Raw genomic sequence first — 14,922 nt, forward strand, 5'->3', positions numbered from 1 at the left:
TTTCTGTTTAACCTAGTAGAATAGCGTCAAGCCCTGAAGTTTGAGCAAATTACCTGACCTTATGCCACAAAAAGATTACGTTAAAGCCAGCCGGCCTAAGGCCAAAACCGCCAGCCGCCGTCCGGCCAGAGCCAACAGTAACGCTGCCGCGCCGAAAAAACCCTGGTTGTTAATGCTGGTCACCCTCACCCTGGTCAGTGGTTTTATTTATTTTCTCTGGTATTTAAATCAGCAACCGGCTGCACCGGTAACCCCGGTGGCGCCAAAACAGCAAGCCGCTAAAAAAGACGAGTTACCGGCCAAGCCAACAGAAGAGCCATACCAGTACATTAAAGAGCTGGAAAACAAAGAAGTGATCGTAGAAGTGCCGGTACAGCAACAATCCAGCGGCCCTTATCAGATGCAATGCGGCTCATTCCGCCAGCAGCAGCAGGCTGAAGCCATGAAAGCCCAGATCGCTTTTGCCGGCTTTGCCTCAACTGTGCGCCGTACTGAAGGTGACAACGGTGTCTGGTTTCGGGTGGTGTTAGGCCCTTATGAGTCTAAACGCAAAGCCACTTCAGACATGAACCGCCTGCGCCAGCAGAATATCAATACCTGCCGCATATGGAACTGGACTTGAAAAGCGCCATGCGCAACCACACTTAAGCCTTAAGTTAATCACGCCACAGGGCTTATTCATGACCACTATTGTTTCTGTCCGCCGCGATGGCCACGTTGCCATCGGCGGTGACGGCCAGGTTTCGCTTGGTAACACTGTAATGAAGGGCAACGCCCGCAAAGTTCGCCGTTTGTACAACAACAAAGTTATTGCCGGTTTTGCCGGTGGTACCGCAGACGCCTTCACCTTATTTGAACGCTTTGAAGCCAAGCTGGAAGTGCATCAGGGCCATTTAATGCGCGCAGCCGTTGAGCTGGCTAAAGACTGGCGCACCGACCGCATGCTGCGTAAGCTTGAAGCACTGCTTGCGGTAGCCGACGCCAATACCTCGCTGATTATTACCGGTAACGGTGACGTAGTGCAGCCCGAGCAAGATCTTATCGCTATAGGCAGCGGCGGCCCCTACGCCCAGGCTGCAGCAACGGCACTGCTGCAAAATACCCAGTTAAGTGCGCGCGACATTGTTGAAAAAAGTCTGACTATTGCCGGTGATATTTGTGTTTACACCAATCACCACCAGACCATCGAAGAATTATAAGCAGGTATTTTATGTCTGATATGACCCCAAGAGAAATTGTGCACGAGCTGGACCGCCATATTATCGGCCAGAATAAAGCCAAACGTGCTGTTGCTATAGCCCTGCGTAACCGCTGGCGGCGTATGCAGCTGGACCCGGCGTTGCGCCAGGAAGTCACACCCAAAAACATTCTGATGATTGGCCCCACTGGTGTCGGTAAAACTGAAATTGCCCGCCGTCTGGCCAAACTGGCCAATGCGCCCTTTATTAAAGTAGAAGCCACCAAGTTTACTGAAGTAGGCTACGTCGGCAAAGAAGTAGAAAGTATTATCCGCGATCTGGCCGACAGCGCGGTAAAGATGTTCCGCGAGCAGGCGATTGAGAAAAACCGTTTTCGTGCTGAAGAAGCCGCTGAAGAGCGTATCTTAGATGTACTGCTACCACCGGCCCGAGACAGCTGGGGCGAAGCCGATAATAAACCCGTAGCAGACAGCAACACCCGCCAGGTATTTCGTAAAAAACTGCGCGAAGGCCAGTTAGACGATAAAGAAATTGAACTGGAGCTGTCACAAGGCCCTATTGGCGTTGAAATTATGGCACCGCCAGGTATGGAAGAAATGACGTCGCAGCTGCAAAGCATGTTTCAGAGCCTTGGCAGTGAGAAAAAGAAAAAACGTAAACTGAAAATCAAAGATGCTTTTAAGCAGCTTGTCGAAGAAGAAGCCGCCAAACTGGTAAACCCGGAAGAGCTAAAAGCCCAGGCACTGGAAGCGGTAGAGCAAAATGGCATAGTGTTTCTTGATGAAATAGACAAAATTTGTAAGCGCGGCGAAACCAGCGGGCCCGACGTGTCACGCGAAGGCGTACAGCGTGACTTACTGCCGCTTATCGAAGGCTGTACCGTTAACACCAAGCATGGCATGGTAAAAACCGACCATATTCTGTTTATTGCCTCAGGCGCATTTCAGATGAGCAAACCATCAGATTTAGTGCCGGAATTACAAGGCCGCCTGCCAATCCGGGTAGAACTGGAGGCATTAAGTGCTGCCGATTTTGAGCGCATACTAACTGAGCCTAAAGCCTCCCTGACCGAGCAGTCTATTGCGATGCTGGCCACCGAAGGCGTTAAACTGAGTTTTAACGGCGAAGGTATTAAAAGCCTGGCAGCAGCGGCATGGCAGGTAAATGAAACCACGGAAAACATCGGTGCCCGCCGCCTGTACACAGTAATGGAGCGTCTGCTGGAAGAAATTTCATATGACGCGGCAGACCACGCCGGTGAACATATAGAGGTTGACGCCGCCTATGTGGAAAAACATCTGGGTGCCCTGGTAAAAGACGACGACTTAAGCCGGTTTATTCTGTAACAATGGCCCACACAGAGCACAGCGCAAAAACTATTCAGCTGCAGGTTAGCCGCCTGCACTACCACCGCCAGAGCCGGATGCTGGATATTACCTTCAGCGATGGCTCTGTGGCGGGTTTTAGTGCAGAGTTTTTGCGCGTGTTCTCGCCATCGGCCGAAGTACGCGGCCACGGTAAGCCTAAACTGGTTAGCAATAAAAAACAGGTTAGCATCAGCAAGCTGCAGCCGGTTGGCCACTATGCGGTAAAGCTGGTGTTTGACGATGGCCACGACAGCGGTATCTATAGCTGGCAATATCTGAAACAGCTCAGTGAGCAGCAAAGCGAGCTATGGCAACAGTATCTGGCGCAACTGGAACAGGCCAACGCCAACCGCGACGATTTAATTGCTGTTAAGGTGCGTTATTAACCTGATTAATCATCATTTGATGCTTACTTCCACCGCTTCAGCAAGCCCCGCCCTTCGGCGTTCAACCAATTGTGATAACTGATAATCGTCCAGCATATCCATTAACCATTCATAGGTTTCTGCCGGCACAAGGTAAGCTGTAGGTTTATTGTGATTAAGAATAGCAATAGCAGCGCCGTTGGCTTCGTTAAGTAACGCTGTTGGGTTCTTTTTTAACTCTGAAATGCTGACTGAGCAATCTGCCAAAACCCGCCTCATAAAAACACCTTTTTCAACACCAAATTAAGTGCTAATTTCAGACCTATATAATAAAAAGTGCCAGCGCTGAGTTTATAGTGTTGCAGTTAGTGGCAAATACTAAAACCCGTCTGATAAGACGGGCCGGTTTTATGGTTAGTATTTATGCTGCCGGTTCAGGCGCGGAACCTGTCTACCGTTTGATGCAAACGGGCGGCCTGCTGGGCTACTTCTTCACTGATAGACGCATTTTGTCTGGCGTGGGCGTAGGTTTCATCTGAAAGATCCCTAATTTTAACCACGTTTTTATTTACCTCTGCTGCCACATGGCTTTGCTGTTCAATTGCTGCGGCTATTTGCGTGGTCATATCCATAATATTGCTGACATCTGCAGTGATTTCACCGAGTAAACGCATGGCTATATTAGCCTGGCTGGCGCTTTCGCTGCCCTGCTCGCGGCAACTTAGCATTACTTTGACAATCTCATTAGTGCGCCCCTGCAGGCCGCTTACTATGGCCTCAATCTGCCGGGTTGATTCCTGCGTGCGCATTGCCAGGTTACGTACTTCGTCGGCCACTACGGCAAAACCACGGCCCTGATCGCCAGCTCTGGCCGCTTCAATAGCGGCATTAAGTGCCAGTAAGTTTGTTTGCTCGGCAATACCGCGGATAACATCCAGCACTGAGCCTATGGTTTTGCTGTCCTGCTCCAGCTCTGACACTACCCCGGCGGCATTTTGCAGCCGGTCGGATAACAGCTGAATACGTTGTACCGTTTGCTGTACTTCCGTTCTGCCGGTTTGAGCATTCTGGTTGGTCGCTTCTGCTCTGGCCGCGGTATTTTCTGTATTGCTGGCAATTTCGTTTATGGTAGCGCCCATTTCCGTTACTGCTGTGGCAACCATGTCGGTTTCGCTTTGCTGTTGTTGCATGCCACGGCTGGTGTCAGCGGTAGACTGTGCCAGCTCATTAGTGGCCTGGTCCAACATTTCCAGCGCCTGATTTACCGTTTTAATTAAATCCTGAAAATCTCCCAGCATAGCGTTAAAGTCTGTTGCTAAGGTGCTCATTTCATCTTTACCGGCAACATCAACCCGCATACGAAAATCGTTACTGCTGCGAATAAGGCCAATGGTTTTACATACGTCGAGCACCGGGCGCAGTATGCTGCGGCTGGTCATGGCAACCAGCAACAACACTACCGCCAGTACAAAAACAAAAATACCTACCGCCAGCCGCTGCACTGAGGTAACAGCATTGGCAATAGCCTGGCTGGTTTGCACAGATAACTCGCTAAGGCTGGCTTCGGTAGCTTGAATAGCGCTACGCATTTGCCCGGTTAAGCCCTGGGTTTCATCCAGACCACTTTGCTGCATTGAATTAACCAGCGCAGCAAAATGTTGCTGATAATTAACCAGCAGGTTTTTACCGCTGGTATCATCAGCTACCGCTTGCTGTAACTGCAATGCCACCTGGTTAAACTGCTGCTGGTAAGCTAAATCGCGCCGTAACAGAAAGTCTTTCTCGGCGCGGCGTAATTGCAACAACAATACGCTAAGGTTGTCACGGCCCAGCTGTTCAAAGTGGCTTTCAAGCTGGTGTACCGTCTGGCGCAACTCTCCCATCATACCCGATGACGGGTTCAAACCAATAACCTGCTGCTGCGCCACTAGCTGATTAAACGCTTGCTGGTACTGCGCCGTTAAAGCAAGAAACTGCTGTAAGGGTTTAGCGTCAATATTGTGCTGCATTAACAACTGCTGTAGCTCAGTTGCGCGCTGCTGCATCTGGCTGTAGTGATCATTCAGCCGCTGCTGGTAGCGTAAATCGGTGCGCATAACAAAATCTTTTTCATGGCGGCGAAACATCAATACGTCGGTACTTATTTGTTCTACCAATTGCTGTGTTCTGGCCAGAGAGGTTAACTGCGCGCTCTGATAAAACAGGATCAGCAACATAACGGCCATTGCCACTACCAGCGCCCCGCCGTTAATAAACAACCGCTGCTTTATTGATAATTGTCGTAACTGATTCATGCTGCTCACCTGGATTATTAACAACTCAGTTGAGCATAGCGCAGCCAGATAAAAGTGCGGGCTATTTTTTAGTTAAACACTAACTGTATATAATATAGGCACTTAAACTACATAAAGTACCAAGAGTGGCACCGGCGATAACATCCAGCGGAAAATGTACGCCCAGCATAATACGTGACAAGCCCACACTACAGGCCCAAATCAGCGCTAAAACTGCCAGTGCCGGAAAATAAATAGCTAATGTGGTTGCTACCACAAAGGCACCGGCAGTATGGCCGGACGGCAGGCTAAAACGATCTGAAGGGGTAATATGTGCATAGCCGAATACCGTCAAAATATCTGCCGGACGGGCTCGTTTAATGCAGTTTTTCAACACCAGATACAACGGTAATTCCAACGAGAACGCCAGTAACAGCATCGTAGTTAGTTCTGTCGCGTCGGTATGGTTAAGCAGATACAAGATGCCGCAAAGCAGCAGATACAGCGGACCATCAGCTGTTTTAGACAAAAAGTAGCTGGCAACAAATGCCTGCCGGGACGAGCTGCGGCTGAACAAGCTGCAAAATGAGTGGTGATCCCATTGCTCCAGACGTTTAAGTAACATAACTGCGCCCTGTCATTTATCCTGACTAAGCGCAGCCTAACGGCTTTTTATGACGTTATAATGACATTTTATTACGATAAAACGCGATAGCAGCGGCTTCTGTCAACGGTTTAGCCAGATAGTAACCCTGCACCGCATCGCAGGACATACTCTGCAGCAGCTCTAACTGCACGGCCGTTTCAACGCCTTCTGCCAGAATACGCTTACCCAAACCATGCGCCAGCTGAATCATAGTTTTAACTATCATCATATCGGAGTCGTTACCGGCCATATCCATCACAAAGCTACGGTCTATCTTAATTTTGTCTATTGGCATACGCCGCAGATAGGCCAGCGAAGAATAGCCGGTACCAAAATCATCAATAGATACGCGAATGCCCATTTGCTGTAGCTCCATCACATAATTTGAGCCTTTTTCCATATCATGCATGGCAGTATTTTCAGTGATTTCGAGCTCCAGCAGATCCGGTGATACTTTGTACTGCAACAATAACCGCTGGATTTCACGTTTCAGGCCGTCGAGTTGAAAATTTACCGGTGACATATTTACCGCCAGCGGAATATGCAACTGTTGCTGCTTCCACTGGCTGATAGTATGTACTGCTTTGCGCAGCACCCACAAATCCAGTTGCCGGTTCAGCCCCAATTGTTCCACAAAGGGTAAAAACTGCCCAGGTAACAAAAAACCTTTTTGCGGATGCTGCCAGCGCAACAGCACCTCAAAGGCTTCTATGCTGCCCCCTCGCGCACTGCATTGCGGCTGAAAGTACAACACAAACTGGTTATGCTCCATCGCTGCCAGCAATTCGGTTTCCCAGCTGATCAAACGGCTGGTTTCATCTTCCATGCCTGGCTGATACTCCAGCCAGTGGCTTTGCATACGTTTGGCCTGATGAAAAGCAATGTTGGCTTTTTGTACCAATTGCTCTGCATTAGTTGCATGTTGGGGAAATTTAGCCAGGCCAATGCTGCAGCTTAACTTTAGTGAACCACAATCGAGCACAAAGCTTTTTTCTACTAATTGCTGTACATGCCGGATGGTAAACTGCAACTGGTTATCATTGTTTATATCAGTGATAACCAGAGTAAAAATATCGCCACCGGTGCGGGCAATTAATAGCGGTTTTAATACACTTTGTTCAAACCGCCGGATCAGCTGGCGCAAAATTTCATCGCCCTGCTTCAGGCCGACTGATTCATTAACGGTTTTAAATTTATCTAAACCCAGCATCAGTAAATGCAGCGGTGCTGCCTTTTCCTGTCGTAGCTGGTCGTTAAGAACAGATAACAGCGCATCACGGTTTAACGCCCCGGTGAGTTGATCGTAGCGGTTAAGATAGTGGGCTTTTTCGGTTAGCTGCTCATTTGTACTGCGTTCATGTTCTTGCAGCCATATAATCAGGCTTAACCCGAGGCAACAAAGCAGAAACAGTTCGGTGCTTTTATACAGCAGGATCCAGTAACTCCATTCCTCCTGGCGCTCAGCCAGCATTAACCAAATGCTATTACCAACATATAATAAACCCCAAAGCATCAGTGTCACGACCGCCAGCCGCTGCCCCAGCGTAGGTGACATTCTTTGCCACAACCCTACAGCAGCAGTTAGCAGCACAATGCCCATAAGTAACAGCCTGATATACAGCTGAAAATATAACTGCCAACCGGCCAAGGCATCGCTCAGCGCAAATGGCGCTACACTTAATAACGCCACAGCAATAAGCAGAAGCAGAGTAGGCCGCAATTTTAGCTTTAACAACAAATGCTGCCTGTCATGCCGTGTCATTACCATGCCGCGCAGTAGCAGCACGGCAAAAGCGTAACTGGTGAAAATCAGTAAAAACTGAAACACTGAAGGTATTAGCGTGGTTTCACGGACTTGCCCCAAAATCCCCTGAAGCAAAACTGCCGACTGATACACGGCAAAACACAGTAAAGCTGCAAACCAGCATTTTATGTATTCTTGCCGGTATATCCGGCTGAAATGCCATAGCAAATAGCACAATAGTAAAGCTATGCCCAGTTGGGTAAAGTACACAACAAACCTGGCAAATAATTCGGTGGTCACAACTGGCAGCCGCTAAATTTGGTTACCATCACCATAGCAAACAACCTGCAAAAACGACAACTGGCCTACCAAGGATTAACCACGAAAAACCAATAATAATAATAGTTTGAGCTTACTCCAGTCAGCGCTATACTGTGGGCTCAGTACCTTTTCTCAGCCGGAGCTTCGTATGGAATACAACACTTCTGAATTATGTGATCTTTATGCCGATTTAGTTGATGTAGTAGAGCCGCTGTTTGCCAGCTACGGCGGCAGACGTTCTTTTGGTGGTAAAATTCATACCATCAAATGTTTTGAAGACAACGGTCTGGTACGACAGATGCTAACCGATCCGGGCATTGGCAAGGTGCTGCTGATAGATGCCGGCGGCTCTGCCCGCCGTGCCATTATTGATGCTGAACTGGCATCACTGGCGGCCACTAATGGCTGGGAAGGTATAGTATGTTATGGCAGTGTGCGCGATCTGGATCTGCTGGAAGATTTTGATATCGGTATTCAGGCGGTTAATGCTATACCGGTAGGCGCTGATGATAAAGGCTTTGGTGAAACCGATGTGCCGGTGAATTTTGCCGGTGTGACCTTTTTGCCGGGCGATCATCTGTATGCCGACAGCACTGGCATTATTATGTCGCCAGATGCACTGGATATTGAATAAAGCGGCACTGGTATGCTGAATCTTTTTACCCACGATCAGCTCAGGCAATACTGCAGCATCCGGGATGGTGAGCAGCGCCTGGGGCAGGCATTAAGCCTGCCTGATCCGCTGCTAAACCTGGCCGGACAACTGGCACACAGCAAAGCTGAAGGCTGCCGTTTTGTACTGCTGGGCGTGCCGGAAGATATTGGCCCCCGTGCTAACTTTGGCCAGGGTGGAGCAGATAAAGGCTGGGCAGCTTTTTTAAGCAAATTTGTAAACCTGCAAAGTAATCATTTTATTGCTGCCGGGCAAATTCTGTTACTGGGCGAGATACAGTGCGCCGACTTACAACAGCAAGCCAGTACTCTTGATATCTCACAACCACTGCAGCTTAGCCAGTTACGGCAGTTGGTTGAAGTATTGGACCACAGAGTTGCAAGCGTGGTGCAGGCAATATTTGACGCAGGCCTATTACCGGTTGTTATCGGCGGTGGTCACAATAATAGTTATCCGATAATAAAAGCGTTAAGCCAGGTCAGCGGCCAACAGGTTAACTGTGCCAATATAGACCCCCACTCAGATTTCCGGCCGCTTGAAGGCCGTCACAGCGGCAATGGCTTCAGCTATGCCTGGCAAAATGGCATGCTAAAACATTATTTTGTGCTCGGCTTGCATGAGCTGAAAAACTCCGCCGCGACACTGGCCCAGTTACAACAGGCCGCTGGCGAATTTTGTAGCTACCAGCGTATTTTTGTCCGCCAGGAGCTGAATTACCAGCAAGCGCTGGATCTGTGTATCGACAATGTTGTGCAAGGCAGTGGCGACATAGGCATTGAAGTAGACACCGACAGCATCAGCCTGATGCCGGTAAGCGCCTTCACTAACTGCGGTATTAGTGTACAGGCCGCCGAGCAATTTGTTTATCAGTTGGCTAAATTGCCCCGCAGCCGTTATTTACACCTGGCAGAAGCGGCTCCGGCACAACATCCGGCAGGTTTGGCTGCCGGCGTTAACGAAGCCGGGCAAGTCTTGTCGGCTCTGGTATTGGCCTTTATACAGGGTAAAAAAGATCAGGCTATTGCAATTTAACCTTATCAGGCTGCCACTGCTTTAACCATACGGCAAAACCACTGAGTTCAAACGGCCGGGAGTAAAAAAAGCCCTGGCCCCGGCTGCAGCCCATGCGTAGTAATTTCTGCTCTACTTCTGCTTCTTCCACGCCTTCGGCTATCACACCCAGATCCAGATTACGCGCCATATCGATAATGGCACCGGTAATTGCGGCATTCATATCAGATTTATGCAAACCACTGATAAAAGAGCAGTCAACTTTAACGTACTGTACAGGTAATTGCCTGATATAAGCCAGCGATGATAAACCGGTGCCAAAATCGTCCAGTGCCAGCTCAACACCCAACTGGTGTAAACGCTGCAGCATGGTCTTGGCTTTTAGCGGCTCGGCTACCAAAGCACTCTCTTTCAGCTCCAGTATCAGTTGCCCCGGCTCTACCTGATATTGGTCAAGTAACTGCTCCAGCGCTTCTATCAGCTCATCGTGCAGTAAGTCTTTACTGGAAATATTCACAGCAATTTTGCTTACCAGCCCGGCCTGTTTCAGCTTAACGATCATGGCAATGGCTTCATTTAATACCCACTGCGTTAACGGGTAAATAACCCCCATTTCCTCAGCCAGGGTAAGAAAACTGTCTGGTGCCAGCAAGCCCCGCTTCGGGTGGCGCCAGCGGATATAAACTTCGCCAGCTAATACGTCATGGCTACGCATATCAACCTGCGGCTGGATATATAATGCCAGTTGTTGTTCGGCAATCGCCTGACGCAATTCTGCCATCAGGGTTAATTTGTCGTTGCTGTAGTGCAACATGTCGGTACTGAACACCTGGCTGCGGCCCCGCAAAGAACTGTGATATTGCAACGCAAGATAGGCCCGCTCCAATAACTCATTCAGTTGCGTACCATGCTCAGGATAATGCGCAATACCCGATTGCAGCTGGTAATCAATGGCACAGCCATACACGATCATCGATTCAGGAATAGCCCGCTCCAGTGTGTCTGCCAGATGTTCGGCCATATGCTCTTTGTCATCGCTGTTTACCCAGACAGCAAAATCAACCCCGCCTAAGTGACATACCCGGGTAGGTTTTTGCTGACGATATTCAAATGTCAGGGCTTTGTCTTCGTCGGCCAGTTGATCATTAATGCGCTGGGCTATCTGCGCCAGAATTAGGTTACTGTTACTGTGCCCCAGCAATTTGTTCACCTGATCAAACTGCGTTATTTTGATCAGTAACAATGAATAATGCTGCTCAGGCGAGCACTTTAACAACTCATCCAGTTGTTGCTGTAAAAAGAATTTATTAGGAAAACCGCTGATATCATCATGCAGAGAGTAAAAACCGAGCCCACTGTCTTTTTTTGTAATGCTGGCTTTTTGCAGCTTATAGATGTCGAGTTTTAGTTTAAACAAGTAAATAAACGCCAGCAGCAAAAAGCCACTAAGCAAACTGACTATTGGCAACGAAGACTCAGATGTCTGCGCTGCCAACGGACAACTGAGCAGGCCAGAAACAAGCAGCCGGTAAGACAAAGCAATACTCCAGCAAAAATAGTGCTATTAGCTTAAGCTAAAATACCAGCTTGTAAAGCAGATTAACGCTGTGGGTTTATCTCTTTACCATTAATAATCAGCTGCTTAAGTGAGTTTACACCAAATTGGTAGCATAACTCTGCTGGCCGGCTTATGGCGTAACAGGCAAAATCAGCCCGCTGCCCCACCGCCAGAGTACCGCGATCCGATAAGCCAAGCGCTTTAGCCGCATGCCGGGTTACACCCAGCAAGGCTTCTTGTGGCGTTAAACGAAACAGCGTGCAGGCCATATTCAGCATCAGCGGTAAAGAACACAGCGGCGACGTACCCGGGTTTAAATCAGTGGCGATTGCCATCGGCACAGCATATCGGCGCAGCAGTGCAACCGGCGGCAGCTGAGTCTCGCGTAAAAAGTAAAATGCGCCGGGTAACAGTACAGCCACAGTGCCTGCTTTGGCCATAGCCGCCACACCGGCTTCATCCAGAAACTCGATATGATCAGCCGACAAACCGCCAAACTCTGCTACTAAAGCGCTGCCGCCTAAATTGGACAACTGCTCAGCATGAGCTTTAACCGGTAAACCAAGTGCGCGGGCGGCAGCAAATACTTTACGGCTTTGTTCAGGGGTAAAACCTATGCCTTCGCAAAATACGTCCACAGCATCAACCAGCTTCAGCGCATGCAATTGCGGCAACATCCGGCACACTGCTTCAATGTAGCCATCAGCATCATGACTAAATTCGGCAGGTAAGGCGTGGGCACCTAAAAAGGTTTTTTGTACGCTTGCCGGATGATGCAAGTCCAGCTGCGCAGCAACTTCAAGAATTTTCTGCTCGGTAGCTAAATCAAGACCATAACCGGATTTAATTTCTACCGTGGTGACACCTTGTGCCAGCAAGGTGTTAAGCCGGTCTTTGGCTAACACAAATAAATCTGCGTGGCTGGCCGCACGCGTTGCCGCCACCGTAGCTTTAATACCGCCACCTGCTGCTGCAATATCCTGATAGCTGGCACCGTTTAAACGCATTTCAAACTCATTGCTGCGGTTACCGGCATATATCAAATGCGTATGGCAATCGATAAAACCCGGCAACAGCCACTGCCCGGCAGCGTCATACAAGGGGGTAGCTAAGGCATCAAATGGCGGCAAATCTGCTTTGCTGCCCACAAAGGCAATCAGGCCGTCTTTAACCGCTAAAGCGCCATTTTCTATGCTGCCATAGGCAGTACCGTTATCCGTCATGGTGGCGATGTTGGCGTTTATCCAGATAGCATCAAATTGCTGCATAAGAGCGTCCTGTAAGTCATTTGAAATAATTTTACACCAACAACTTGTATATACAACCGAATTGGCTTATTTTTTATTTAGTAAAACCGGAGGGTACTATGGCGGTTGCCAAATTTGCCGAAATTAAAGAATACATGCTTAGCCAGATTGAAATTGCGGCCTGGCCCGAACATAGCCGGGTGCCGTCAGAAAACGAACTGGCCGAACAATTCAGCGTTAGCCGGATGACTGCAAGGCGTGCGCTGCAAGAGCTGACCGAACAAGGCATTTTGTACCGCACTCAGGGGGTTGGCAGCTTTGTTGCGGCGCTTAAATCGCAATCGTCGCTGCTGGAGATCCGCAATATTGCCGACGAAATTAACAGCCGCGGCCATGCATACAGTGCCCGCTTATTACAGCTGACTGAATTACCCTGCCCAACGATTATCGCGGCTGCGCTCGGGTTAACGCGCAATGAGCCGGTGTATTTTTCCCTGATAGTACATTCAGAGAATAACCAGCCGCTGCAGTTAGAAGCACGCTACGTTAGCCCTAAACTGGTACCGGATTATGTAAAACAAGACTTTAATCAGCAAACGCCGCACCAGTATTTAAGTTTTATTGCGCCACTGACTGAAGCCGAACACACCGTTGAAGCGATTTGGCCGGACGATTTTACCTGCAAGCATTTAATGCTGAAAAAAGCCGAACCCTGTCTGCGTTTGACCCGCCGTACTTTTAGCCGTGAAGGCGCAGTCAGCCTGGCCTATTTAACCTCACCGGGTAGCCGCTACCGTTTAGGCGGCCATCTGAACTTTTCTTTACCCAGCAGAGAGACTATCTGATGACAGATCCACGTATTGATAACAGCCGGGTGATCCGCGCTGATCGCGGCAGCAAGATCACCGCTAAAAGCTGGCAGACTGAAGCCGCCAAGCGCATGTTAATGAATAACCTTGACCCGGAAGTAGCCGAACACCCGCAAGCCTTAGTGGTATATGGCGGTATTGGCCGGGCAGCCCGTAACTGGCAGTGCTATGACAAAATTGTCGAAGTATTAAACCGGCTGGAAGATAACCAGACGCTATTGGTACAAAGCGGTAAACCGGTTGGCGTATTCCCCACCCACCCGGATGCACCACGGGTACTGATTGCCAACTCTAACCTGGTACCGGCCTGGGCCAACTGGCAGCACTTTAACGAACTGGACCGCAAAGGCCTGATGATGTACGGCCAGATGACCGCAGGGTCGTGGATTTACATCGGTACCCAAGGCATAGTACAGGGCACCTATGAAACCTTTGTTGCTATTGCCAGGCAACACTTTAATGGCCAGGCAACCGGTAAATGGATATTAACCGGCGGTTTGGGTGGTATGGGCGGTGCCCAGCCATTGGCAGCGACTATGGCTGGTTTTCATATGCTGGCCTGTGAAGTAGACGAAAGCCGTATCGATTTTCGCTTAAAAACCCGCTATCTGGATAAAAAAGCCCACTCACTGGATGAAGCGCTGGCAATGCTGGAAGCAGCCAAAACAGCAGGTAAACCCACCTCTATCGGCTTGTTGGCCAATGCGGCCGATGTGTTTGCCGAGTTAGTCGCGCGCGGTATTACACCGGATGTGGTTACCGACCAAACCTCGGCCCACGACCCGTTAAATGGCTACCTGCCACAGGGCTGGAGCATGCAGCAAGCTGCTGAACAACGTAAAACCAACGAAGCTGGTGTGGTAAAAGCAGCCAAGCAATCAATGGCAGTGCAGGTGCAAGCGATATTGACCATGCAGCAACGTGGTGCTGTCGCCACCGATTACGGCAACAATATCCGCCAGATGGCCAAAGACGAAGGCGTAACGAATGCCTTTGACTTCCCGGGTTTTGTGCCAGCCTATATCCGGCCACTGTTTTGCCAGGGCATAGGACCGTTTCGCTGGGTCGCCTTATCGGGCAATGCCGAAGATATCTATAAAACCGATGCCAAAGTAAAAGAGCTGATCCCCGATAACCCACACCTGCATAACTGGCTGGATATGGCGCGCGAACGCATTCAGTTTCAGGGCTTACCAGCACGTATTTGCTGGATTGGCCTGAAAGACCGTGCCCGTATCGCACTGGCGTTTAACGAGATGGTAAAAAACGGCGAGCTGAGCGCACCGGTCGTAATTGGTCGTGACCATCTGGACTCCGGCTCTGTCGCCAGCCCGAACCGCGAAACCGAAGCCATGCTCGATGGCTCAGACGCCGTATCAGACTGGCCGCTGTTAAATGCGCTGCTTAACACTGCCGGAGGTGCTACCTGGGTATCACTGCACCATGGTGGTGGCGTAGGTATGGGCTACAGCCAGCACAGCGGCGTGGTAATAGTAGCCGACGGCACAGAGCAAGCTGCGGCTCGCTTAGGCCGCGTACTATGGAATGACCCCGGTACCGGCGTAATGCGCCATGCCGATGCCGGTTACGATATCGCAGTAAATTGTGCAACAGAACAAGGCTTAGATTTGCCAATGGTAACGGAGTAA

The 14,922-nt window shown here is 49.6% G+C and carries 14 protein-coding genes; 8 read left to right on the forward strand and 6 right to left on the reverse strand.

The window, feature by feature from the left end:
- Positions 1-40: 40 nt before the first annotated feature.
- The 4 genes from J3B89_RS06210 to J3B89_RS06225 are packed head-to-tail and all read left to right on the forward strand — an operon-like array spanning position 41 to position 2,952.
- Positions 41-622, forward strand: coding sequence for an SPOR domain-containing protein (locus tag J3B89_RS06210; RefSeq protein ID WP_251372266.1), 582 nt, complete (start codon positions 41-43; stop codon positions 620-622).
- A 58-nt stretch (positions 623-680) separates the two neighbouring features.
- The gene (gene hslV / locus J3B89_RS06215; RefSeq protein ID WP_215396648.1) at positions 681-1,199 is read left to right on the forward strand and encodes an ATP-dependent protease subunit HslV; all 519 of its coding nucleotides are present in this window, start codon (positions 681-683) and stop codon (positions 1,197-1,199) included.
- Between the two features lie 11 nt (positions 1,200-1,210).
- Positions 1,211-2,545, forward strand: a complete 1,335-nt coding sequence (hslU, locus tag J3B89_RS06220; RefSeq protein ID WP_215396649.1) for an ATP-dependent protease ATPase subunit HslU — start codon at positions 1,211-1,213, stop codon at positions 2,543-2,545.
- Positions 2,546-2,547: 2 nt separating this feature from the next.
- Positions 2,548-2,952 (forward strand): gamma-butyrobetaine hydroxylase family protein, encoded by a 405-nt coding sequence (locus J3B89_RS06225; protein ID WP_215396650.1) that lies wholly within the window; start codon positions 2,548-2,550, stop codon positions 2,950-2,952.
- Between the two features lie 12 nt (positions 2,953-2,964).
- Here the strand turns inward: J3B89_RS06225 and J3B89_RS06230 are convergent, their stop codons facing one another.
- The 4 genes from J3B89_RS06230 to J3B89_RS06245 form a co-directional block, all read right to left on the reverse strand.
- Positions 2,965-3,210 (reverse strand): type II toxin-antitoxin system Phd/YefM family antitoxin, encoded by a 246-nt coding sequence (locus J3B89_RS06230; RefSeq protein ID WP_215396651.1) that lies wholly within the window; start codon positions 3,208-3,210, stop codon positions 2,965-2,967.
- A 155-nt stretch (positions 3,211-3,365) separates the two neighbouring features.
- Positions 3,366-5,225 carry a methyl-accepting chemotaxis protein gene (locus J3B89_RS06235; RefSeq protein WP_215396652.1) on the reverse strand — a complete coding sequence of 620 codons (1,860 nt, stop codon included), beginning with the start codon at positions 5,223-5,225 and terminating at the stop codon, positions 3,366-3,368.
- A 79-nt stretch (positions 5,226-5,304) separates the two neighbouring features.
- Entirely contained in the window at positions 5,305-5,829 is a 525-nt protein-coding gene (locus J3B89_RS06240; RefSeq protein ID WP_215396653.1) for a phosphatase PAP2 family protein, read from the reverse strand.
- Between the two features lie 55 nt (positions 5,830-5,884).
- On the reverse strand, positions 5,885-7,894 hold the full coding sequence (locus tag J3B89_RS06245; protein WP_215396654.1) for a putative bifunctional diguanylate cyclase/phosphodiesterase: 2,010 nt from the start codon (positions 7,892-7,894) through the stop codon (positions 5,885-5,887).
- A 169-nt stretch (positions 7,895-8,063) separates the two neighbouring features.
- Between J3B89_RS06245 and rraA the strand changes: the two genes are divergently transcribed.
- A complete protein-coding gene (gene rraA / locus J3B89_RS06250) occupies positions 8,064-8,549 on the forward strand; it encodes a ribonuclease E activity regulator RraA (RefSeq protein WP_215396655.1) in 486 nt (161 codons plus the stop codon).
- Between the two features lie 12 nt (positions 8,550-8,561).
- Positions 8,562-9,620: a formimidoylglutamase gene (locus tag J3B89_RS06255; RefSeq protein ID WP_215396656.1), complete on the forward strand. Its 1,059-nt coding sequence runs from the start codon at positions 8,562-8,564 to the stop codon at positions 9,618-9,620.
- On the opposite strand, the gene J3B89_RS06260 is transcribed toward J3B89_RS06255, so the two are convergent.
- Both J3B89_RS06260 and hutI read right to left on the reverse strand, forming a co-directional pair.
- Positions 9,607-11,136 (reverse strand): putative bifunctional diguanylate cyclase/phosphodiesterase, encoded by a 1,530-nt coding sequence (locus J3B89_RS06260; protein ID WP_215396657.1) that lies wholly within the window; start codon positions 11,134-11,136, stop codon positions 9,607-9,609. The two genes, J3B89_RS06255 and J3B89_RS06260, sit on opposite strands and share 14 nt — an antisense overlap.
- Before the next feature lie 62 nt (positions 11,137-11,198).
- Positions 11,199-12,425, reverse strand: coding sequence for an imidazolonepropionase (gene hutI, locus J3B89_RS06265; protein ID WP_215396658.1), 1,227 nt, complete (start codon positions 12,423-12,425; stop codon positions 11,199-11,201).
- Positions 12,426-12,523: 98 nt separating this feature from the next.
- Between hutI and hutC the strand changes: the two genes are divergently transcribed.
- Together hutC and hutU are read left to right on the forward strand one after the other, a co-directional pair.
- Positions 12,524-13,249, forward strand: coding sequence for a histidine utilization transcriptional repressor HutC (gene hutC, locus J3B89_RS06270; RefSeq protein ID WP_215396659.1), 726 nt, complete (start codon positions 12,524-12,526; stop codon positions 13,247-13,249).
- The gene (gene hutU / locus J3B89_RS06275) at positions 13,249-14,922 is read left to right on the forward strand and encodes a urocanate hydratase (RefSeq protein WP_215396660.1); all 1,674 of its coding nucleotides are present in this window, start codon (positions 13,249-13,251) and stop codon (positions 14,920-14,922) included. Before hutC ends, hutU begins: the two co-directional genes overlap by 1 nt.

Source organism: Rheinheimera oceanensis, from assembly GCF_018831085.1.
GTDB lineage: Bacteria > Pseudomonadota > Gammaproteobacteria > Enterobacterales > Alteromonadaceae > Alishewanella > Alishewanella oceanensis.